Annotated in this window: 21 protein-coding genes; 14 read left to right on the top strand and 7 right to left on the bottom strand. The window is 33.2% G+C overall.

All coding sequences use genetic code 11. The annotated features are described in order from the left end of the window. Positions 1-9 precede the first annotated feature (9 nt). From ACOQOS_RS22745 to ACOQOS_RS22715, 7 genes are all read left to right on the top strand, one after another. The gene (locus ACOQOS_RS22745; protein WP_420572728.1) at positions 10-876 is read left to right on the top strand and encodes a hypothetical protein; all 867 of its coding nucleotides are present in this window, start codon (positions 10-12) and stop codon (positions 874-876) included. Positions 877-981: 105 nt separating this feature from the next. Then, positions 982-1551, top strand: coding sequence for a hypothetical protein (locus ACOQOS_RS22740; RefSeq protein ID WP_420572727.1), 570 nt, complete (start codon positions 982-984; stop codon positions 1549-1551). Between the two features lie 98 nt (positions 1552-1649). Next, complete coding sequence (locus tag ACOQOS_RS22735) at positions 1650-2864, top strand: class I SAM-dependent rRNA methyltransferase (protein WP_420572726.1); 1215 nt, start codon at positions 1650-1652, stop codon at positions 2862-2864. Positions 2865-2977: 113 nt separating this feature from the next. After that, the gene (locus ACOQOS_RS22730) at positions 2978-3403 is read left to right on the top strand and encodes a GNAT family N-acetyltransferase (protein WP_420572725.1); all 426 of its coding nucleotides are present in this window, start codon (positions 2978-2980) and stop codon (positions 3401-3403) included. A 403-nt stretch (positions 3404-3806) separates the two neighbouring features. Beyond that, on the top strand, positions 3807-4277 hold the full coding sequence (locus ACOQOS_RS22725; RefSeq protein ID WP_420572724.1) for a hypothetical protein: 471 nt from the start codon (positions 3807-3809) through the stop codon (positions 4275-4277). 37 nt (positions 4278-4314) lie between these two features. Then, a complete protein-coding gene (locus tag ACOQOS_RS22720; protein ID WP_420572723.1) occupies positions 4315-4965 on the top strand; it encodes an alpha/beta hydrolase in 651 nt (216 codons plus the stop codon). Between the two features lie 245 nt (positions 4966-5210). Next, positions 5211-7247, top strand: coding sequence for an alkaline phosphatase family protein (locus ACOQOS_RS22715; protein ID WP_420572722.1), 2037 nt, complete (start codon positions 5211-5213; stop codon positions 7245-7247). A gap of 93 nt (positions 7248-7340) precedes the next feature. Here ACOQOS_RS22715 and ACOQOS_RS22710 read toward each other — a convergent pair whose 3' ends face one another. Both ACOQOS_RS22710 and ACOQOS_RS22705 read right to left on the bottom strand, forming a co-directional pair. Continuing rightward, the gene (locus tag ACOQOS_RS22710; RefSeq protein ID WP_420572721.1) at positions 7341-8861 is read right to left on the bottom strand and encodes a T9SS type A sorting domain-containing protein; all 1521 of its coding nucleotides are present in this window, start codon (positions 8859-8861) and stop codon (positions 7341-7343) included. Positions 8862-9018: 157 nt separating this feature from the next. Then, the gene (locus ACOQOS_RS22705) at positions 9019-9378 is read right to left on the bottom strand and encodes a MauE/DoxX family redox-associated membrane protein (protein ID WP_420572720.1); all 360 of its coding nucleotides are present in this window, start codon (positions 9376-9378) and stop codon (positions 9019-9021) included. 173 nt (positions 9379-9551) lie between these two features. Between ACOQOS_RS22705 and ACOQOS_RS22700 the strand changes: the two genes are divergently transcribed. From ACOQOS_RS22700 to ACOQOS_RS22670, 7 genes are all read left to right on the top strand, one after another. Beyond that, complete coding sequence (locus ACOQOS_RS22700; protein ID WP_420572719.1) at positions 9552-10019, top strand: 2-dehydro-3-deoxyphosphooctonate aldolase; 468 nt, start codon at positions 9552-9554, stop codon at positions 10017-10019. 4 nt (positions 10020-10023) lie between these two features. Then, complete coding sequence (locus ACOQOS_RS22695; RefSeq protein WP_420572718.1) at positions 10024-10605, top strand: pseudouridine synthase; 582 nt, start codon at positions 10024-10026, stop codon at positions 10603-10605. Positions 10606-10732: 127 nt separating this feature from the next. Then, complete coding sequence (locus ACOQOS_RS22690; RefSeq protein ID WP_420572717.1) at positions 10733-11995, top strand: DUF6265 family protein; 1263 nt, start codon at positions 10733-10735, stop codon at positions 11993-11995. A 33-nt stretch (positions 11996-12028) separates the two neighbouring features. Next, positions 12029-13366 (top strand): M28 family metallopeptidase, encoded by a 1338-nt coding sequence (locus ACOQOS_RS22685; RefSeq protein ID WP_420572716.1) that lies wholly within the window; start codon positions 12029-12031, stop codon positions 13364-13366. 6 nt (positions 13367-13372) lie between these two features. Beyond that, positions 13373-14146, top strand: coding sequence for a hypothetical protein (locus tag ACOQOS_RS22680; RefSeq protein WP_420572715.1), 774 nt, complete (start codon positions 13373-13375; stop codon positions 14144-14146). Between the two features lies 1 nt (position 14147). Continuing rightward, on the top strand, positions 14148-14723 hold the full coding sequence (locus ACOQOS_RS22675; protein ID WP_420572714.1) for a YdeI/OmpD-associated family protein: 576 nt from the start codon (positions 14148-14150) through the stop codon (positions 14721-14723). A gap of 10 nt (positions 14724-14733) precedes the next feature. Then, positions 14734-15420 (top strand): hypothetical protein, encoded by a 687-nt coding sequence (locus tag ACOQOS_RS22670; protein WP_420572713.1) that lies wholly within the window; start codon positions 14734-14736, stop codon positions 15418-15420. Positions 15421-15434: 14 nt separating this feature from the next. Here the strand turns inward: ACOQOS_RS22670 and ACOQOS_RS22665 are convergent, their stop codons facing one another. The 5 genes from ACOQOS_RS22665 to ACOQOS_RS22645 form a co-directional block, all read right to left on the bottom strand. Beyond that, positions 15435-16493, bottom strand: coding sequence for a hypothetical protein (locus tag ACOQOS_RS22665; protein WP_420572712.1), 1059 nt, complete (start codon positions 16491-16493; stop codon positions 15435-15437). 18 nt (positions 16494-16511) lie between these two features. Continuing rightward, positions 16512-17414 carry a CHAT domain-containing protein gene (locus ACOQOS_RS22660; RefSeq protein ID WP_420572711.1) on the bottom strand — a complete coding sequence of 301 codons (903 nt, stop codon included), beginning with the start codon at positions 17412-17414 and terminating at the stop codon, positions 16512-16514. A gap of 73 nt (positions 17415-17487) precedes the next feature. Continuing rightward, a complete protein-coding gene (locus tag ACOQOS_RS22655) occupies positions 17488-18429 on the bottom strand; it encodes a DNA/RNA non-specific endonuclease (RefSeq protein WP_420572710.1) in 942 nt (313 codons plus the stop codon). Positions 18430-18506: 77 nt separating this feature from the next. Further along, positions 18507-20108, bottom strand: a complete 1602-nt coding sequence (locus ACOQOS_RS22650) for an FAD-binding protein (protein ID WP_420572709.1) — start codon at positions 20106-20108, stop codon at positions 18507-18509. Positions 20109-20114: 6 nt separating this feature from the next. Next, positions 20115-20468 (bottom strand): hypothetical protein, encoded by a 354-nt coding sequence (locus tag ACOQOS_RS22645; RefSeq protein WP_420572708.1) that lies wholly within the window; start codon positions 20466-20468, stop codon positions 20115-20117. Positions 20469-20745 lie beyond the last annotated feature (277 nt).

Here is a 20745-nt window from a genome sequence, read left to right as displayed (position 1 = left end):
AAACACATTATGAAACAACTAGGTCATGTGACCATACTCTTTTTGGTAATACTAACTTTTTCGTGCAATAAAAAATCTGAAACGAACACAAAAGAAAAATCTACAACGGATACTGAAGTCATCATTCCAGATTCTATCCGAAACTTTCAGTATAAAAAAAGTAAAACTTGGATTGTCATAAAAACTACCAATCAAAAACGTGTCGCTGAATTAATTGAACTCGAAAACTATGAACATTCAAACTGGGAAAAAGGATTAAAACTTGCACATTGGGGAATAAACTATGCATATATTTCACCTATCGTCAATGATGAATTTGTCTTCATTGTTGGGAGACGTTGGCCATTCGCTCCGAATTTCAGAAGATTGAAAAATTTATTAACAAAACTGAGTGCTGAATTTGGAGAAGTAAACTATTATTACACTTACTATTCTAAATTTACAACCCTAAACTATGATGACTATGTGTCTTCTTGTGTAGCAAAATATAAAAATGGAAAATTAGTTAGACATATATATTATTTGTCTGAAGATAGAAGTTTTACTGAAGAAGGAGAGAAAACAAAAGCCGAAGAAAAAATTGGGTTAAAAGGGAAAATTTTAGATTATAAATACGACGCAAATTTTACATATTTATATCATAAAAAACCTAAGGAATTTGAACGTAAAATTAAAGACAAATTATATTATGTAAACTCCTATGACGATTCAGCTGATAAAGTTTTTGTCAGTTACTATAAACCATGGGTAAATTCTAATTTTGTATATGAAATCGCAAATGAATGGGATATAAGTCCGCTTACAATCAACAATGGAACTAATTATTCTAAAGGTTTAGGCTTATTAGGTAAACTTCCTGAACGATATCATGAGTAACAAGATTATCTCCATAAAACTCTAAGGTTAACGTATGTTTTCTTATACTGACGCTATCGAAATAAACGGTTCCAACCTGCACATAAATATATTGTTGTAAATCTTATGAAACAATCGCGAAAAAAACCATTCACATTAGCTGCTTGTTTATTTTTAGAAAACGAGATAATGATCGCTAAAAACAATCAATTCGTACGAGAAGAATTTGAAAAGATTCTTAAATTAAAAGAAGAAAAAAAGACCGATTGGGAATTGGTTATACAGCGTCATTTTACCCAAAGACCAGTTGGAAATAAGCCTTATAGTACTAAAGATTTGTCAATTCCTGTTACAGAATTTACTCAGTTACTCTATGATAATGGCTTTTACAAATTTGATACCATTGAAGTAGATGATTACAAAGGAAAGCAATATTTAAAAAAAATGGGGCGCTATAATGGTTTTGGTATAGATGATTTTGCCATTTTTTTTACCATTGAAGACAATCTTGTAAAACATATATGGGTAGATCCATTAGAATTTGAAAAACATAATATCGCTAAAATATGTACCGCTTTAAAAGCAATTGGAGATACGTACCAAATGATGATGGTTGATTGGGCCTTAAAAATATGTGTAGATCTCACAAATGATGATGAAATAGCTGAATATGTAGATATTTATGATGAAGAATAATTTTAAGGTATTTTAAAAACTAGGAACATTAGTACAAATTCTAATCTCGTACTTCAAAAAACCGTACTTTTACCAAAATTCACAGCAAAGCAAAAAAATTGATCCAATTACCTAATATTCCAACAAACAAAGTTGCTATAAAACTAAAACCATCTGCGGAAACCTTAGTTAAAAAAGGACATCCATGGGTTTTTGAAAATAGCATTATCAAACAGAATAAAGAAGGAAAATCTGGAGATATTGCCGTTATATTTGACAATCGAAAAAATAAATTTCTTGCTTGCGGATTTTATGATCCCAACTCTCCTATTCGCATTAAAATTTTACAAGCAAACAAACCTGCAATCATCAATGCCGAATGGTTTGCCAATAAAGTCCAAGAAGCTTACAACAAACGCATTCCGCTTCTTAAAACAGATACTAATAGTTATCGTCTCATTTATGGAGAAAACGACAATTTACCTTCGCTCGTGGCAGATGTATATGATACTGTATTAGTTGTAAAATTATACGCTTCGTTTTGGTTTTATCATCTAAAGGATATCTTACCAGAATTAATCAAAATTAGTAAATCCGAAACAACGGTATTACGACTCAGCCGAAATGTGCAAAAGGAAAAAAATGAATTCGGCTTTATTGACGGACAAATTTTAGATGGAACACTCGAAAATGAAGTCATCATTTTTAAAGAACACGGCGTAAATTTCTCTGCAAACGTAATTCACGGACACAAAACTGGCTATTTTTTAGATCATAGGAATAATAGAAAGAAAGTTGGAGAACTGTCTAAAGGAAAAACAGTTTTAGACGTCTTTTCGTATGCTGGCGGATTTTCAGTTCACGCTTTAGTTGGTGACGCTAAAGAAGTAACGAGTTTAGACATAAGCGCGCCCGCATTAGAAATTGCTAAGAGTAATGCAAAATTGAATGATTTTTCAGGGAAACACCATGTGATAGTTGGTGATGCTTTTGAAGAATTGAACAATCTGGCGAAAGCCAAAAAGAAATTTGACATTGTAGTCATTGATCCGCCATCATTTGCCAAAAGTGCAGCGGAAATAGACAAAGCGTTGGCGAGTTATAAAAAACTCACACAACTCGGACTTAAATTAGTTCAAAAGAAAGGAACTTTAGTACTAGCTTCTTGTAGTTCTAGAGTGACTTCAGAAGATTTTTTCGATTTAGTTGAAGAAACTCTACACAGAAACAACGCAAACTATACCATTCTTGAAAAAACCTTACACGATATTGATCATCCAATTGGTTTTAAAGAAGGTGCGTATTTGAAGTGTGTGTATGTCAAAATAAATTAATTTCTCGGTTAATCACGACCCAAATTTGTTGCTTAAATTCATTCAATCTGACATTTAGCTATCACAAACTATTATTCTAATTTCATATCTTTCAATCAATAACAACTTCCATCATGCATATAGAAATCACTACAAAACCAAACGAAGCAGATGCAAAAGCCATCAGTAAAGGAATTGTTGATTTTAATAATGCAAAAGTTCCTGATTTGGAACCACTCGAAGCAGAAGTGAAATTCTTTGTATTTGCTAGAAATGAACATTCAGAAATTGTTGGAGGTATTCGCGCAACTTGTTTCTGGAATACCTTACACATAGAATTATTATGGCTTTCCGAAGAATGTCGTGGAAAAGGAATTGGCAAACAATTGATGGACAAAGCTGAACATTTTGCCAAAGAACAAAACTGCGAAAAAGTATTTGTAGAAACCACTAGTTGGCAAGCAAAACCATTTTATGAAAAAGTGGGATATACACATATCGCAACTATAAATGACAGACCAAAAGGACATGCTTCACATTATTTGACTAAAGATTTATAGTAGATTGTTAGACTATTATATTTTATTCAGTTTTTAATTTAGAATCGCTTCGCTTTTAGATTATATATGATACGTCTTTGCAAGAAGCATAGCGACGTGGTAATCTGTTTGTTTTGTATTAGTATGTTTTATTTGGATTGTTTTTTAACATAAGATTAGGTTCCTAATAATGCAGGTTCAGTATCTTCATTGAAATAATGTGAGTTCGACATAAAAAGTCTTTATGATAAATACACTAATAGTTGACCATTTGTCAGTTCGAGCGCAGTCGAGAACACTAGAAAAACAGAATCTCGACTGCGCTCGATTAGACACGCTGTATTAGTTCTTAAAATCAAATTGTATATAAAAATAGTTATATCGAACTCATGCTAAATAAACAACTATTTACTATCTTCATTCCATGAAAAAGAATCTCTTACTCTTACTCCTATTCAGTTTTACCTATACTATGGTAGCGCAGACAAACGTTTACAATGGTAATTCAACTTACTACAGTGATTTAATTTGCAATGTAAACGATGGAAAAGTGTATAAAAGAGATTCAAAGTTCAGACTTGATATTTTATACAACGTTAAAGATTCAAAAATTTACAGAGGTAATTTTACTTTTCTAAAAGATATTGTCGCTAACATTCGAGATAACAAAGTCTATAAAGGAAATTCCTTTTTTCAAGGCGATATTCTTTTTAATATTCAAGATAACGTGATTTATAACGGTAATTCTATTTCTTCCTTTGATATTATTGCACGCATTGAAGATGGAAAAGTCTACAAAGAACGATCAAGTTTTCTCGGTGATATTTTGTTTAATTTTGATGGCGAACTTAGCTTAGAAGAATTTGTTGCCGTTTGGTTTGCATACCATCAATAAATAGTAACTTTATTGATACACAACCTTTTAAAAACGCATGAGACTTATTTTTATTCCAGGATTGGGTTATGATGATCGTATTTTTCACAAGCTAGATTTAGCAGATTATGAAATTGAATATTTAAACTGGATTGAACCACTCAAAAACGAGCATATTCACGACTATTCAAATCGTTTATTCGCTACAGCGAAACCTTCTTCCGAAAAAACAATCTTAATTGGACATTCGCTTGGCGGAGTTGTCGCTCAAGAAATTGCATGCGCACATCAAATTGAAAAAATCATTCTCATCTCAAGTGTTACCTCAAGAAAAGAAGTACCATTCTCTTTTAAAGCAGTAAAACCGTTACACATAGATAGATTCTTCACAAAAGAAATCTGTATCAAATCAATTCTATTCTGGGGAAAAAGCCATGGTTTTAATGCAGAAACTACTAAGCTGTTTAAAAGTATGATCAGTAAACAAACAAATACCTATTTACAGTGGGCTTTTAGAGCTTTATCTTCTTGGAAAGAACCTGTACTTCCTTCTGCTACAAAAGTTGTTCGCATTCATGGAACTAATGATAAAACATTACCGTATAAACTCATCAGTAAACCTGATCTTATTATTCAAAATGGAAGTCATATTTGCGTCATAAATAAAGCTGAAACCATTTCAGAGTTCATCAAAAAAGTTATTCATTAATTCATAAAACATTAGCAGTAAAGTCAACTCAAAAATAAGTGATTTTGATGGATGCTACACTCTATCAAAACATAGCATATGCAATCTGATACAACGCTAGCCAAAACAGTTTTATCCACCTCAGAATCAATCACGTATTTCTACCTGTTTTTCGTGAATTTGAATGCTATCAAATGGCAAATACCTAATCTTTTTTTACATTTATAAACCATATCATGTAAAATTAACCTTATCAAACTACTGCCATGAGTAAACCTTTCGATCGTATTATAACTGTAATGTTTGAAAACCAATACAGAAATTATGTCATTCAAAATCCTTTCTTAAAGAAATTAGTTGCCGCTGGAGCAGATATGACCAATTATTTTGGAGCCTTTCATCCTTCTCAAACTAACTATTTAGCCTCTTTTGCTGGTGAAATTTGCGGAGTTACTAATGATACACCGCCTGCTTCTCCACTGATGCAAGAAACCTTAGTAGATATTTTGGAAGCTAAAAAAGTAAGTTGGAAAGCATATATGGAAGCGTATCCTAATGAAGCTTGGAATCCTGCTTGGACGAATCCAGATTATGATACTAGCAAACAACCAATTGCACAATTTCCTCCAGCTAACGACAATAAAAATCTTTCCCGATATTATAGAAAACATAATGCATTTGCATCGTTTCATAATGTCCAAAAAGATAAAAATAGATGGGAGAAAATTGTAAGTGATATTGAATTCTGGCAAGATGTTGCCAATAATGATTTACCAGAATATAGTTGGTTTACACCAGATATTTGGAACGACGGACATTATTTATACAACACACACATAGACACCAATCCACGTACACAATTGGTACCTCAACTATCTGCTTGGCTAGAACATGTATTTTTGGGAGAGATAGATGCTTCCAATTTACAAGGTGCTGAAGCAACTGGATTAAAAAATGTTGGATTGAATCTAGATGTGGATTTACTACTCACCGATCCACAAAAAGCTTGGGAACAGTCAAACATACCAAAAGGAACATTATTAGTTGTTACCTTTGATGAAGCTGATTATGACGCCGATGGTTATGACACAAATTACGATGGACCAAACCAAATATATACAGTATTACTTGGCGATATGATCAAACCTGGAACCGTCGTAGATACACCATACAATCACTATAACCTAATTAGAACTGTTCAAGAAAATTTTAGCCTAAATTCCTTAAAAAAGAACGATTATGGAGCTAATTTTTTTCGTTTTCTTTGGAATGAATCCTTTGCGTGGAATGAAGCAGTAGATACAAAAATTAGTAGTGGTAACGAGTTGGCAGTAACAAATGGTACCGAAGGAACTCATATGGTTTTCTCTAATAGTGACGGAGAATTATTCAGTAGTATATTCAATTCGTCAGGATGGAGTAAACCTGAGAAACTCAATACAATCACACAAGGAAAAATTGCCTTAGCTTCCATTGAAGATGAAACTATTTTAGTGAATATTGGTGCTGGCGGAGAACTTATGTTGACAAGTTATGATGCTACAGAAAAAAAATGGTCGCACACAATTCCTTTAGGTCAAAAAACAACAGGAAGTATTGCTATGACGAGTTATTTAGATATGGCTACTTCAGAAAATAAACTAATGCTATGTTGGGTTACTGAAAATGGATTTATTCAATCTTTAGAAGGAACGAAAACTGCTGGTTTTGAAGGAAAAGTAATTCCGGTAAATCAACTAACTGATGGCGATATGACCATCAGTCAATTAGGCGCTTCATTATTTTTGGTTTACAAAGAAAGAAATACGCGTAAAATGCGCATTACATCATACAACACAGGACCATTTAATGCGTTTGAAGCACATGATTTTCAAGACAATCCAGCTCCGCAAAACAATACAACGCTTCACCAATGGTCAGTAACAGATTTCTCTGTTGGTCACTTCTCTAAAAAAATGGCTGCTCTAGCTGATGAATATCAAAACTTAGGTCATATGGCAATGGCGACAGTTTCTGGGGAAATGCATTTAGTGCATAGAGGCGGTTATCAAGATTTGCCAAACGTATACACAGAAATATTTGGACTCACAGGAATTTACTCAGCAGAAAGTCAACTTAGTAATGGCTACGGAACTTTAGATCAAGCTGGTTGGACAGTAGAACAAGAAATGACTGATGTTACTATCAATGTAAACGGTCCAGTTGCCATGAGTGCTGATGCTACAAAGCTAACCTTAGTTTGGCTAGATGCTGGCACAAACACAATTCAGTATAAAGAAGGAAAGTACTCTAAAAACAAATAAGAAACTCAAATAGAACCTGTAAAAGCATCATCGAGACACTACAAAACAAACCGTTTAGTAGTTTCTTGATGATGCTTCATTTATTTATGGTAACTAAGCTTTTATCACTTTTTTAGTCAATATACCTTTAGATGTTTGGATCTTTAGAAAATAAACTCCTTTACTTTTTATGGAAGAAAGATCTAATTGTAACTGTTTTGAAGAAAAATCTCCTTGCAATAACTGTCGTCCTTGAATAGAGAAAATACTCCAGATTCCTTGTTCTTTTGTATCTAATTCTAGAGATAATACATCTGTAAAAGGGTTTGGATATAACTTTACTTGAACAGCAAAACGTTCATTTACAGATAAACTAGGATTTTCAAACACCTGAACTTTTCCTTGTCCTGTATCGTACGGAAATGCTAATGCTAACCTTCCTGTTTCTGAAAATTCCATAAATGGATGATACAATCCATAGAACGAGGCATACCAAGGTGTTATATTACTTCCAAAAACAATAGGACTGTTTACCAAGACCCAAGTATCATTTACAAGTCGATACACTTTTACGCTATAACTTCCATCTGAATCAGTTCCGGAAGCTCCAATAGAAAGTACATTTCCAGCGCGATTTAAAGCTACTGCGCGCCCAACCTCATGATCAACAGTTTCTCCATAAATTGTATTTCCTATTTGTGACCAATTTCCATCAGTCGAATTGCGCTCATATACTTCTACTTTTCCTGCATTACTCATTGTAATATCATCGCCTAATGTACCAACAGCTATTCGATCTCCAAGTGCGTTAAAGCTAATTCCTGATCCGTAATTATCTCCAAAATTAGGTGGATTATTAGCTTCTAAAGCTGTACTTCCAATAGAAACCCAAGTATTAGTTTGCCATTCGTAAGCTCTTACAGTTCCAAATTCATGCGCTGTTGGAATTGAATTTCCTCCTAAAATTGTTGGTGCTGCAGGTACTCCAAAGGCTATTTTTGAACCATCTGCACTCATCGTCATTGTAACGCCTCTATTCCCCGAGGTATTAAATCCTATCAAAAACGGACTTCCCATCAACGTCCATTCATTACTGATAAGTTCGTAAACTTCTACGAAACCTGAATCGTAAACATCTAAATTACCTACTTCGGCGGCAACCACCATAATTCTATTTCCATCATCGTTAATCTTTGCGTCACTTCTGTAGTTTTCAAGTATCAAATTTGGAAAATCTCCGCAAATATGCGCGTTTCCTAATTGTTCCCAATCGGTTCCATTAAAACTATATGTTAAAAAACATGAGCCGTAAGAATCTGTATTTCCTTTGACATCAGAAATAACTAGGCGATCACCATCGTAATCTAAATCTAATGGACTATTTCCTCCTATGAATAAAGGACCTATTGGATTTCCTACGAGTTGCCATGTAGTGCCCTGAAATTCATAAACATTTACATATCCGTTATTAGCAGTATCAGTTGTTGCAATTCGCATTCCATCTCCACTGACAGAAACGGAATTCCCAAATTGCAATCTAGTACCTGTAAGCGTCTGCCCTACTTGATTCCATTGTGAAAAAGCAGCAGTAAGATTAAAAAATAAGATGCTATAAAAAAGTAGTTTTTTCTTCATTTACAGTGATGATAAGTTTTCTTGTATTTTTAAAGATGCTATTATTTTTGAAAAGAGTTTTAGTATCAATTCATCTCAAATATAAGTGTTAACAACTTAATTTAAAGCACACAGAACCCTAATTCTATATATATTTTATGCTTTTAGGGCGATAAAATCAAGATATAAACGTATATGCCCAATACAATAACAACACTTGTATTGGAAGGCGAATCAATGTTGGAATGACAAACTTTCCTCTACGTTTTGCTTTTTGAAAATGATATACATTCGCAGGAAAAACAAGTATCAATAAGATCATTATTCCAATAGCGGAATATGTACGTGTCGTTTCAAACAATAAGCAAATACCAAATATAATTTCTACAATACCAACGACAACATTCACAATTTCAGGTTTCGGAACCCACTTTGGCGTAATGCTCAAAAAGATTTTCGGCTTCCAAAAATGACAAATCCCAGCAAAAATATAAATGCCAGCCATTGTATATAATGAAATCAATTGTATTGTAGACATGAGTTAAAGTTAGTCAATTATTGATACTATAATATAGCATGTTCCTTTTTCTAACTCAAGATATATTCCCTAAAAGAAACATTGTACTTACTCAATACGAAACGCTAAAATTTGTTTTTCAATATTAAAATAGTAGTTTAGAAGACTCCATTAACCATCTAAAACAGTATCACATGAAAAAAATAGGTCTTCTTTTACTGATTCTTACATTTATTACTGCTTGTGGCTCAAAAAAATCTGCAACAACAAAAACAGCTTCCATAAAGAAAGCAAAAAATAAGAACTATAAGCATAAATTAAAGGATGCATATACTTTTTTAATTACAGAAATTGCTACCGATAAAACCTATGGTTATACACCTGAAAATGCTGTAGAAGTTGGTGGTGCTAGCGACCGAGAAGGTCCAGCCAACGAACGTCGTTACTTAAATGCACTTTCTGGTCCAAATGGTGAAGAAGTATCATATTTCCGTGCAGGAAGTTGTTGTGCTGTTCCAAGTGAAAATGCAATGTTTGGCGATCATGTATTGCTAGATAATTACCGTGTTACTTGGGAAGGTTCAAAAGATACCGTTTCTATCTATATTAATATGTATGATTCTAGCAAGCTTAAAGCGCCTGTAGGTTTTAAATTAAGATAGATACATGACCAAACACCGCCATTTTATCATACACAAACCTTTTGGGTATCTTTCACAATTTGTAAACAATCAAAGCAAACGAAAAAACAAAAAACTTTTAGGAGAACTTCATGATTTCCCTGAAGGTATTATGGCAATTGGTCGTTTAGATGAAACTTCAGAAGGTTTACTGTTTTTAACAACAGACGGAATGGTGAGCGAGCAAGTTCGCAGTAAAAAAGTAGCCAAAGAATATTATGTACAAGTAGACGGTAATATTACCCAAGAAGCCATTGATGTATTAAAAGCTGGCGTTGAAATTGGTGTGCATGGAAAAAAATATCAAACTCTGCCTTGCGAAGCTCACATATTAAATCCTGCGCCAACATTTAAAGCGCGTACAAAAAAACTCCGTGATTCGCGTCATGGACCCACAAGTTGGTTATCAATTACCATTCATGAAGGAAAGTTTCGTCAAGTACGAAAAATGACTGCAAAAGTTGGGTTTCCTACCTTACGATTAATGCGAATTCGAATTGGAACTATTCTTTTAAACGATTTACCTTCTGGAGGAATTATCGAGGTTGATTCTTTTGATATTTCTTGATGTACAAAACAAAAAGCAAGTCGTATTTGAACCAACAACTTCTACTCTTTTTGTTAAAAAATGATACAGTTACAAAGCTTCTTTCCAAAATTGTGTAACTTTCAGTCAACTAATCAATCAACCACATATGAAAAAATTACTACAATTGCTGGTAATTATGATTCCGCTTGCCCTTTTGTCTCAGCCAAATACGGAAGTTTTTTTATTTGATTTATCTACAGAAAACAATCAAATACAAATTACAAACGGAAAGAATATTTCTAATAATAAAGGCTATGACAATCAACCTTCCTTCGCTTCAGAAAACACCATGTTGTATGCAGCCACTAGAAATGGACAAACCGATATTTTAGAATACGATGTCAAAACTGGTGCTAAAAAGTGGTTGACAGACACCAAACAAGGAAGTGAATATTCGCCCACACAAATTCCAAAAAGTAAATATATTTCTGCTATTCGACTAGATACAACTGGCTTGCAATACTTGTATCGCTATCACAAAGGAAAAAGTAAAGCCATGCTCAAAGATTTAGTGATTGGTTATCATGTATGGAATTCTCGAAATGTTTTGATTTCTTTTGTTTTGGGCAAACCACATCGCTTGGTTTTATCAAACTTTAAAAAGAATACACATATTACTGTCGATACCAATATTGGTCGATCGTTACACAACATTCCCAACTCAAATTTGGTGAGTTATATTAAAAAGAAAAAGGATGAATGGGAAATTCGCTCTTTAGATCCAAAAACTGGAGAAACCAAAAGAATTACAACTACAGTTCCTAATATAGAAGACATGTGTTGGCTATCTAACGGAACTATTTTGATGGCAAAAGGAAAAGCATTGTATACTATTGATCCGAAAAAAGATACGGATTGGAAAATCATCAAACTATTCGATCAAGAAAAACTAGACAATATTACACGTATTACTACCAACAAATCCAATACTAAAATTGCTATTGTTGCAGAAATAGAGACTGCTCTTGAACCTACTTTGGAAAACATTCGCTGGATAGCTGGCAATTGGAAAGGAGAAGCTTTTGGCGGAATTACCGAAGAAAATTGGAGTGAACCTTCTGGCGATTCTATGATGGCTACTTTTAAGCTAATTGTTGATGGAAAAGTTAGGTTTTATGAAATAGAAACCATTTCGGAAGTAAACAATAGTCTGATCTTACGTCTAAAACACTTTAATAATGACTTAAAAGGCTGGGAAACCAAAGATGAAACTGTCGATTTCCCTCTGATCAGAGTCACTAAAAACAAAGCTATCTTTGAAGGAATGACTTTTGAATCAATTGATGAAAATAATATGGTCGTATTTGTTGCAATAAAGCAAAAAGACGGCAATACATCCATTGTTCCGTTTTACTATACCAAAAATTAATCAACCAACTCTATATAAATAGATTCTATACATATGAAAAAAATCATTACTTCCATCCTACTCTTTTCTGTGACATTTATGATGTCTCAAACAGATCAACGTTTGTATGACATCATCGATGCTGTTTCCGCTGATCGTATTGAACATGATATAAGAACTCTAGCCAATTTCGGAACGCGAAATACTTTTAGTGACACTGTTTCTGAAACTCGCGGAATTGGAGCTGCAAGACGTTGGATAAAGAAAGAATTTGATCAAATTTCAAGTAATTGTGATAATTGCCTGAATGTATTTTACCAGAAAGATTTCGTTACTAAAGAAGGAAATCGTCGTGTCCCAAAAGATGCATGGGTTGTAAATGTAATTGCAGTTCAAAAAGGAACAAAATACCCAAATCGTTATATCATTATGAGTGGCGATATTGATTCGCGTGCAAGCGATACTATGGATTTTACTACAGATGCACCTGGTGCAAATGATAATGCTTCTGGAATGGCTGGAGCGATAGAAGCTGCTCGTGTATTGTCAAAATATAAATTTGAAAATAGTATTGTTTATGTAGGTCTTTCTGGTGAAGAACAAGGACTTTTTGGCGGACAGGGATTAGCAAAATATGCAAAAGAAAAAGGTTGGGATATTATCGGTGTTTTAAATAATGACATGATTGGAAATATTGAAGGTGTAGATGGTGTGATTGACAATCGTTCTTTTCGAATTTTCTCTGAACCAGTTCCTGCAAACGAAACAGAACGTCAGCGTAGAGCACGTCGTTTTTATGGTGGTGAAGTTGATGGAATTTCAAGACAGTTAGCAAGATATGTACACAAACAAGTAAAAACATATATGCCAGAAATGAATCCGATGATGATTTATCGTTTGGATAGATTTGGTCGTGGCGGACATCACAGACCTTTTAACGATTTAGGTTTTGCTGGAATCAGAATTATGGAAGCGCATGAAAATTACAACCGTCAGCATCAAGATATTCGTGAAGAAAACGGTATCAAATACGGTGATGTGATTGAAGGTGTTAATTTCCCGTATGCAAAAAAATTAACGGCAGTAAATGCTATAAATTTAGCGAGTTTAGCATGGTCGCCACTTCCTCCAAAAGAAGTTGAAATTGGCGGCATCGTTCAACCAAGTGTAAAGTTTCGTTGGAAAAAATCTGACGACAGTAATGTAATCGGTTATAAAATATATTGGAGAGATACGACTGCTCCACAATGGCAATATTCTCGTTTTGTTGGAGATGTCACTGAGTTTACATTAGACGGAATTGTAATTGATAATTATTACTTCGGAATTGCTACTGTTGGAAAAAATGGACATGAAAGTTTAATCGTTTTCCCAGCAAAAACATTTAGATAAAATCTAATGAGAAAACTTCAAAAAATAGCGATCGGATTGCTTTGTTTTTATTGTTTCATTTCATGCACGCAAGAAAGAGTCAATAAGAATGAAGTATTGGTATTAGGAACAATTCATAGCGGTCATTTGACTAAAGAAGAGTATTCTATTGAAAAATTAACCAAACTTATTCAGGAAATACAACCTGATATTATCCTTACGGAAATTCCGCCTGATCGTTTTGAAACTGCTGTCGCTGGATTTAAAAAAGATGACAGTATTTCTGAACCAAGAGTGATGCGCTTTCCTGAATATACTGATGTCATATTTCCATTATCTAAAACAATGGATTTTGAAATCATTCCTACAGCTGGTTGGACACGACCAATGGCTATGGAACGACAACAAAAGCTACGCGCTATCCGTAAAGATTCTACACGCATTGAAGATTGGCAACAATATATGAACGCAGGAAGAATTACAGATTCATTGATGACAGCTATTGGCAAAGAACACGATCCGTTTTTTATTCATACCAATACTTATGACAGTATTTACAACATCAGTTTAGATGTATATAATAAACTATTTAATGTAGAATTAGGTTTAGGTGGTTGGGACAATATCAATATTGCACATTATTGGAACATTGAAAAAGCACTTGAAAAACATCGATATCAAAACAAGCGAATTTTAATAACTTATGGCGCTGGACATAAAGGCTGGTTTTTAAAAGAACTTCGTAAAAGAGATGATATTAAGTTACTAGAAATGAAACCATTTTTAGATAAAATTCAATAGCATGAAAGCACGAGAAGAACTCTATTTTAAGAATGACCTAGAATGGCGTGCATGGTTAGAAAAAAACTATGATACTTCTACTGGCATTTACCTCATCTTTTATAAAGTAAGTTCTAAAAAAGAAAGCATGCGCTGGGAAGAAGCTGTAAAAGTTGCGCTTTGCTTTGGTTGGATAGATAGCACCGTAAAAAGGCTTGATGATGAACGTAGACGACAGTATTTTTGTCCACGCAAGCCTAAAAGTGTATGGAGTAAGCTCAACAAAACTTATATTGTAGAATTGATTACTTCTGGAAAAATGCACGATAGCGGTTCACAGAAAATGATTGCTGCTATAAAAGACGGTTCATGGACAACTCTGGATGATGTAGAAAATCTAGTTATTCCCCAAAATTTGCAAGAAGCATTTGACAACCATCCAAAAGCTTTTGAAAATTACCAGAATTTTAGTCCGTCATACAAAAAAGGATATTTATATTGGCTGAATCAAGCCAAACGAGAAGCGACAAAAGAAAAACGTATTAAAGAGATTATTCGCTTGTGTGAAGCAAATATTAAAAGTAGAGATACTTGGTAATTTATTCTACATGAAAATTTATATTTTATTAATTTTAAGCTTATTAAGCATACAATCATATGCTCAAATTTCTGAAGATTGTATCATTACACCAACAATACAAAGTACTCATGGCTGTAAGGTTCAATGTAAACAATTGAAAAAAAGCGAAGTCAAAAAGTATAAATACTACTGTACAGAAACTACCTCTTTTAATAATTCAAAATATGTAAATATTGATGATGACGCTACTTTTGAAAAAGAAGTATACAAACTACACAAAGAAAATTTCGCAAAAATACCAACTGGATTTGTATTTACAGATCGTGATGGAAAACGTCATACAATTCAAAAAGTAAATTTAGGAACCGATTCAAAACAATATCAAGACTATAACATTATGGCAAGCGTTGGTCAGTATTTAATTATTGAACAAACTGCTTATGAAGACCAACAGTATTTAGTGATCAATATGCACACATATACTTCATATACATTGTCTGGAAAACCTATTTTTATAAATGAAAATATGATGTATAGTTATGGTTTTGAAACAATTACCATTGTAGACTTTGAACTTAATACTGATGTCACAATTACATTCAACAGTCCAATTATCAATAGTAGTTATAGCGTCAATTCTTCAATGGGCATACTGTTTGAATTAGACAACAGCAAATGTGACACAAAGCAGTTCTTTGCTATTACGAACTTGTAACTACAATTCTTCTTCTACTCCAAGTAATGTACAATAAAAGTATTGTCTAGTTCTTTTTTACTAATTCCGTAACCGTTTCCTCGTTGAAGTTCAAATTTTAATCCGCGTATTTTTTTATTCAATTGATTTTTGAGTTCATACGCTTCTTTCTTGCTTTTATCACTGTAATAGAAAATTGTTGGTGTATTTGCGAAAAAACTTGGTTTCTTCTTCCAATCTGGATATACTTTTAAGTTGTAACTCAAGCTTTTAATATACTGCGTAAGCTGTTTTTTATTCTTTACATTAGGTTTGTAACAATAAAAACGAATATTATATTTCTTATGATCGTTTGTCGCTTTATACTTGGAAAGATCACTTTTGGTAATGCTTTTAGTAACTGAAGTTGTGGCTTCATAACCAATTTCAATAACACTATTCTTCCATTCATAACCATTTGTTGCCGTAAACGGTTTTATATTTTTAATATCTACACCAATAGAAAGCAAACCTTCTACTAAATCTGATAATTCATCCTTATCTACATTTTTACTATAATAAATAGTGTTCACTTTAGTTCGTCCGTCATCATTAGTAACATTTTTCAAGTTCAAGGTAAAACTTGGATCTTTCATCGATTGAATTAAAAGCTTAATTTTTGGACTATCTGCCTTTCGCTTATAATAACGAACAATTGTATTATCACTTACATTATTCGTGATTCTGTTCAATTTATCTTGCGCCAAGTTCACATTTTGAAGTACAACATCTCTGGCTTCTCTTGGTTTATCTTCATCATTTAAATCCTTTTCAATACGCGCCAATTCTTTTCGAAGTGTTTCTACCAACCGCGTAATAGAATCCGTTTGTAACGAATCTTTTTGTTTGAGTCGTTCATTTTCAATAAACTGCATTTCATACTTTGCAATTAACTCCATATTCGCCTTATTCTTCTTGTTTTGCGTGTAAATAATTATGGAAGCTATCACTGCAATCATGATCAAAATGACAATCAAAATAATATAATTATAACGCTTGTCTTTTTTACGAACCTCAGCAATTGTTTCTTCTATGGATTTATATGATTTTTTCATCTTACGTGTACTTCTTTTTTAAACGATAATCAATCGCATGAATTCTTCATTTAACTCTTTACGCTCATTATCTGAAAGTTGTGATAATGCGTTTAGTAGGCGTTTACGTTTCAACTCAAATACCTTTATTAAGGTGATTCTATTCTTCTTCTTCTGAATTTCTAAAAATGGATAACTACTAAAAGCACCTGGAATTAATCCTAATAATGAAGAAGCAATGTCTTGATCGTTACTAATAAATAAAAACACTGCCAGACCTATACTTAACGTGATAGCAACATAAATTAATCGGTAATGAAAATTCACGCTTTTTTTATAACCATTCTTGGCAACTTCAATCTCTTCTTCAGAAACAATAGTGCTCACTAGCTCGTTTTGCACATCTTCTTCAATTTTATCTTGTTGTTCGTCTTTTTTGATAGCTTCTTTATTCACGATAAGCTTCGGAATATGTTCATCGCCATTGTCTGAAAGTGCAATGGTTGCTAACGAAATTTTAAACGCATCTTTAATGGTTCTTCCATTGAATAATACATTGTAAAAATTCTTAGAAAAATTAATTGCGACATCGTCAGGAATTTCATTATTCATTCCAACGATATATGGAATGTCTTTATTAAAACTTCCTATACCTGATAAACTGTGACATGTATTTAAAAACACACAATCAATATGATCTGTAAAGCCTGATAAAACCGCCGATAATTTTTCTATTGAAACTTCTTCCTTATATCCTTCAATATCTTCCAAAAGCAACTGCTCATCAGAGTTTCCATGTCCTGAAATATGTAAGATATTCGGTTCTATTTTCAACAAATGATCAATCAGCAAATCTTTCGTGACAGCGCCTCTAGATTCAAACTCGAAAAATGCTTTCTTTTCGCTCGAACCTAAAACTTCACGTATAGCGTTTTCTTCCACATCTAAGCGTAAAGCATCGCTATCGATTGGATTTGCTTTTATGAATAATATTTTAACTATATCTGAAATAATCTTATAATTTTAAGTTCATACTTGCTACTACTTCTTCCATCGGTACACTTTCTTCGTTACTACTATTACGAACGTTGACACGCGAAAGAATGATTCGTTCAGGATCGTCATTCTGAAACATTTCTGCAGCAGCTTCAAACGACAACTGACTAATTTGTTCAATAAATGACACATTCACCTGATAGGTTTCTGCATCTTTGAATGAATTAAAATGTGTACTACGTATACTTTCCTCGGAACGACTTACGGGTTTTACAATTCGTTTTTTTTGCATTTGTCGATGCTGACTTGTCAAAAAACCTGCTCTATGTAATACATTATCTTTTACGTAATACACAACTTTCCAAAATAAATACGGCAATAACACTTTTTCATTCGCTACTGTTTTTAAAAATTCAGGATCGTCATCTCTAAAAACGGGACCGCTGAACAAACAGATTTTCATGTTGTTTTTAATTGCTTCATGATGCAAAATATAATTCTCAATGCTTTTCCAAACACCTCTATTTAGTTTACTTACTTGTGGAATTGCATTGGTGTAGTAAAATGTTGAACGTGCTGCTAAACGTGCATCTTCAACATCTTTTCCCCATTGTACGTCTTCTCGTTTTGCCATATGACCTTTGTCAAAATCATTCTTTTTGGCATCATACAATGCTTTTCCCCATTGTGTTTCTTCAGGAATGCGCTCGTCTTTTTCCCAGCGTTCGCTTCCTTCAAAAATTGTATCTCTCTTTAGTTTATGGAATAATTTCCCATCTACATTAACCGCTGAATAATAGGGGAATTTTCGAAACGGATTTTGCAATACACTATAATTCTGATACGTCAAATAAAAATCTGACGTTTCAAAACCCGCAGCTTCAAATTTGACTATTTCTGCTGCATCAATGCTCGGCGTTTGTACCGAATGCGTTTCGAAAAAGTTACTTGAATAACTCAAAATCAGTGTATGTTAATATGAATAAAAGTATCAAATTATCGATAATTTCACAAAATCTCCTTCAGAAGTTTCTGTCTTTACAGTGAAACGATTAAATCTTCATCATTTATTTCGTTTGGTGTATGCAAGTTTATATCTTCCAAGAAACCATTTGAGAACACACGTTGCATCTCTGTTGAAAGTAATCCGTTGCGATAGCTTTTCCATTCCGTAACTTTATCTCCAAACATTGTTTTTACTAAATCAGGAAACTTCCAATCTGAATTTTTTCCCCAATGAATTGTGAATGGAATATCATTTTCTTGCAATACTTCAATCATACGACATGAATATTCTGTTAGACTCATGATTTTACGTGATTTTTCCCATAAAACTCCATCAATTTCTAGCATACATGTTATGGGAAACTTTGTAAATCCAAGTGTAGCATCTGTTTGTTTTACAAAGCGCATCGCAAAAATACCAGGAATTGGTCCTTCTTTTTGCGTCATTTCTTCTAGTACTTTATATGCTTTAGAAGAATTTGTATGATCAATTCCTACCGAACACGCAAAAGCCGGTCCTTGATATGGCGCATCCCAAAAGGTTTCATATAAAGTTCCTAGTGTTTCTTCATTTACAGCTGGCAAAATAGTTTTTCGCAATTGTTTGATAAACCATGGAATACTTTTTGGAAATTTTTCAGAAATCTTAATCAACAGATAAATTAAGTCTTTATATAATGATGTTTTAATAACTGGAAACGGATCAGGATACGGTACTTTATATGGTTTCTTATACATCACTTCCACAACATATTCATCTTCATTTGTATATGGATTGATGAATACTTTGTAGTGATAAGGACGAAGTGGTTTTCCATCTGCGTCTACTTCTCCATCTATTTTGAATGTCGAATTTTTAAAATCCATAGTATCTGATAATTCCAACGCGAGTTCTTTTCTTATCTTTTTAACGTAACGTTTCAACAAAAAACGATCTTCAGCTTCAATAACAACTCCATGTATAAACCCAAATGCGCCTAATCCTACCAAAGCAGCATTAAACAAATGATCATTTCGAATGACTTTAGCATTAATTTTTTTTGCGAAATCATCATTCAAAGCAGGTTTTGTATGTCGTTCTAAATAGACAATATCCGTTGGCTTGTCACCAATAATAATATTTAATCCTACTACATAGTCTTGCACAGAACCTACATTTAAGGCAGAACCATGCACTCCTGTTGAAATACAACCTGCAATCGTTTGTCCGTTACTTGCACCACTAGTTTTTAAAGATTTTCCATGAGAACCTAATACTTCAGAAATTCGCTTGATCGTATTTCCACACTGAAAAAAGAACAAATTTTCATTATCGTACACAGCGTTTTCATGTGTCAATTCTTGCGGAATTGGAATATGAATACTCATAAAACCGTTATAATGCATATTGTCTTTTTGACTCGCAATGTGCGATAAAGACCATGCCGAACCATATGCTCTAAAACCTTCATTTTTATCAGCTGCTTCTCTAATCAGTCTTTGTATCTCTGTTGCTGCGTCGTTGTAACGACCATATTTAGAAAATATATGTGATGAACCCGCTAGTTCTGTAACATGCAAGGTTTTTAAATCAAAAGGTCCGTTATTATGTAATGTGTCCCAAGTACTTTTTGGATGTGATTTTGTAGTTGCCATAATCGCTTAATTTTGAGGTTTCATACATACATATTTCACACGGACTTTTCGCTTGCGTCCAAAAGTAACGGCACTTAGTAAAACACCTCCAAAGGTGTTTCTATATTCTACCGTATGAATTCCACTAGGACCACATTGTTTCAACAACATGGTAAAATCCTTATCGGTAGCTTTGATGGTAATAGCAGTATCTATTTCACGAACCTTCATGTATCTGTAATAATCCTTACTATCATTCAGCGGATCTGGTTCAGGATCTCCATATACATTTTTTAAACGAACACTGTAACAAGATGAAAATAAGCAACATATTAAAACAGCAATACTCCATCTAACTAAGAGTTTATATCTAGATTTCATAACATGGTAAATTAGTGAAATATAAAAGTAAGCGATTTCTTATGCTGATTCAAGGGTAAAAACACCCTAATTTTTTTAGTGAACGAAGGATATTCAGTTTAAAAGAAAAGAACTGAGGTGAATTAATTTTAACGTCTTAGATCTAATAAAAAAAATACTATTCTCGGTTTCAATTTTATTCTAGATTTTTTTACAAGTTTAACAATACTACAAATCAAAGTTTAAAAATGTGTTTTTTTCGATAATTTACAGTAAATTAGACAGATAAACTACCCAA

It is taken from the genome of Kordia sp., from assembly GCF_965224175.1.
Classification (GTDB): domain Bacteria; phylum Bacteroidota; class Bacteroidia; order Flavobacteriales; family Flavobacteriaceae; genus Kordia.
Note: the sequence above shows the minus strand (reverse complement) of the source record. Positions and strands in the feature narration are given on the sequence as shown.

Bases quoted from the DNA above. Each gene is read 5' to 3' on its own strand.
- ACOQOS_RS22670 (WP_420572713.1), top strand. From the start codon at position 14,734: ATGAAAATTTATATTTTATTAATTTTAAGCTTATTAAGCATACAATCA.
- ACOQOS_RS22710 (WP_420572721.1), bottom strand. From the start codon at position 8,861: ATGAAGAAAAAACTACTTTTTTATAGCATCTTATTTTTTAATCTTACT.
- ACOQOS_RS22685 (WP_420572716.1), top strand. From the start codon at position 12,029: ATGAAAAAAATCATTACTTCCATCCTACTCTTTTCTGTGACATTTATG.
- ACOQOS_RS22705 (WP_420572720.1), bottom strand. From the start codon at position 9,378: ATGTCTACAATACAATTGATTTCATTATATACAATGGCTGGCATTTAT.
- ACOQOS_RS22730 (WP_420572725.1), top strand. From the start codon at position 2,978: ATGCATATAGAAATCACTACAAAACCAAACGAAGCAGATGCAAAAGCC.
- ACOQOS_RS22665 (WP_420572712.1), bottom strand. From the start codon at position 16,493: ATGAAAAAATCATATAAATCCATAGAAGAAACAATTGCTGAGGTTCGT.
- ACOQOS_RS22690 (WP_420572717.1), top strand. From the start codon at position 10,733: ATGAAAAAATTACTACAATTGCTGGTAATTATGATTCCGCTTGCCCTT.
- ACOQOS_RS22715 (WP_420572722.1), top strand. From the start codon at position 5,211: ATGAGTAAACCTTTCGATCGTATTATAACTGTAATGTTTGAAAACCAA.
- ACOQOS_RS22695 (WP_420572718.1), top strand. From the start codon at position 10,024: ATGACCAAACACCGCCATTTTATCATACACAAACCTTTTGGGTATCTT.
- ACOQOS_RS22725 (WP_420572724.1), top strand. From the start codon at position 3,807: ATGAAAAAGAATCTCTTACTCTTACTCCTATTCAGTTTTACCTATACT.
- ACOQOS_RS22645 (WP_420572708.1), bottom strand. From the start codon at position 20,468: ATGAAATCTAGATATAAACTCTTAGTTAGATGGAGTATTGCTGTTTTA.
- ACOQOS_RS22700 (WP_420572719.1), top strand. From the start codon at position 9,552: ATGAAAAAAATAGGTCTTCTTTTACTGATTCTTACATTTATTACTGCT.
- ACOQOS_RS22675 (WP_420572714.1), top strand. From the start codon at position 14,148: ATGAAAGCACGAGAAGAACTCTATTTTAAGAATGACCTAGAATGGCGT.
- ACOQOS_RS22650 (WP_420572709.1), bottom strand. From the start codon at position 20,108: ATGGCAACTACAAAATCACATCCAAAAAGTACTTGGGACACATTACAT.
- ACOQOS_RS22745 (WP_420572728.1), top strand. From the start codon at position 10: ATGAAACAACTAGGTCATGTGACCATACTCTTTTTGGTAATACTAACT.
- ACOQOS_RS22720 (WP_420572723.1), top strand. From the start codon at position 4,315: ATGAGACTTATTTTTATTCCAGGATTGGGTTATGATGATCGTATTTTT.
- ACOQOS_RS22680 (WP_420572715.1), top strand. From the start codon at position 13,373: ATGAGAAAACTTCAAAAAATAGCGATCGGATTGCTTTGTTTTTATTGT.
- ACOQOS_RS22740 (WP_420572727.1), top strand. From the start codon at position 982: ATGAAACAATCGCGAAAAAAACCATTCACATTAGCTGCTTGTTTATTT.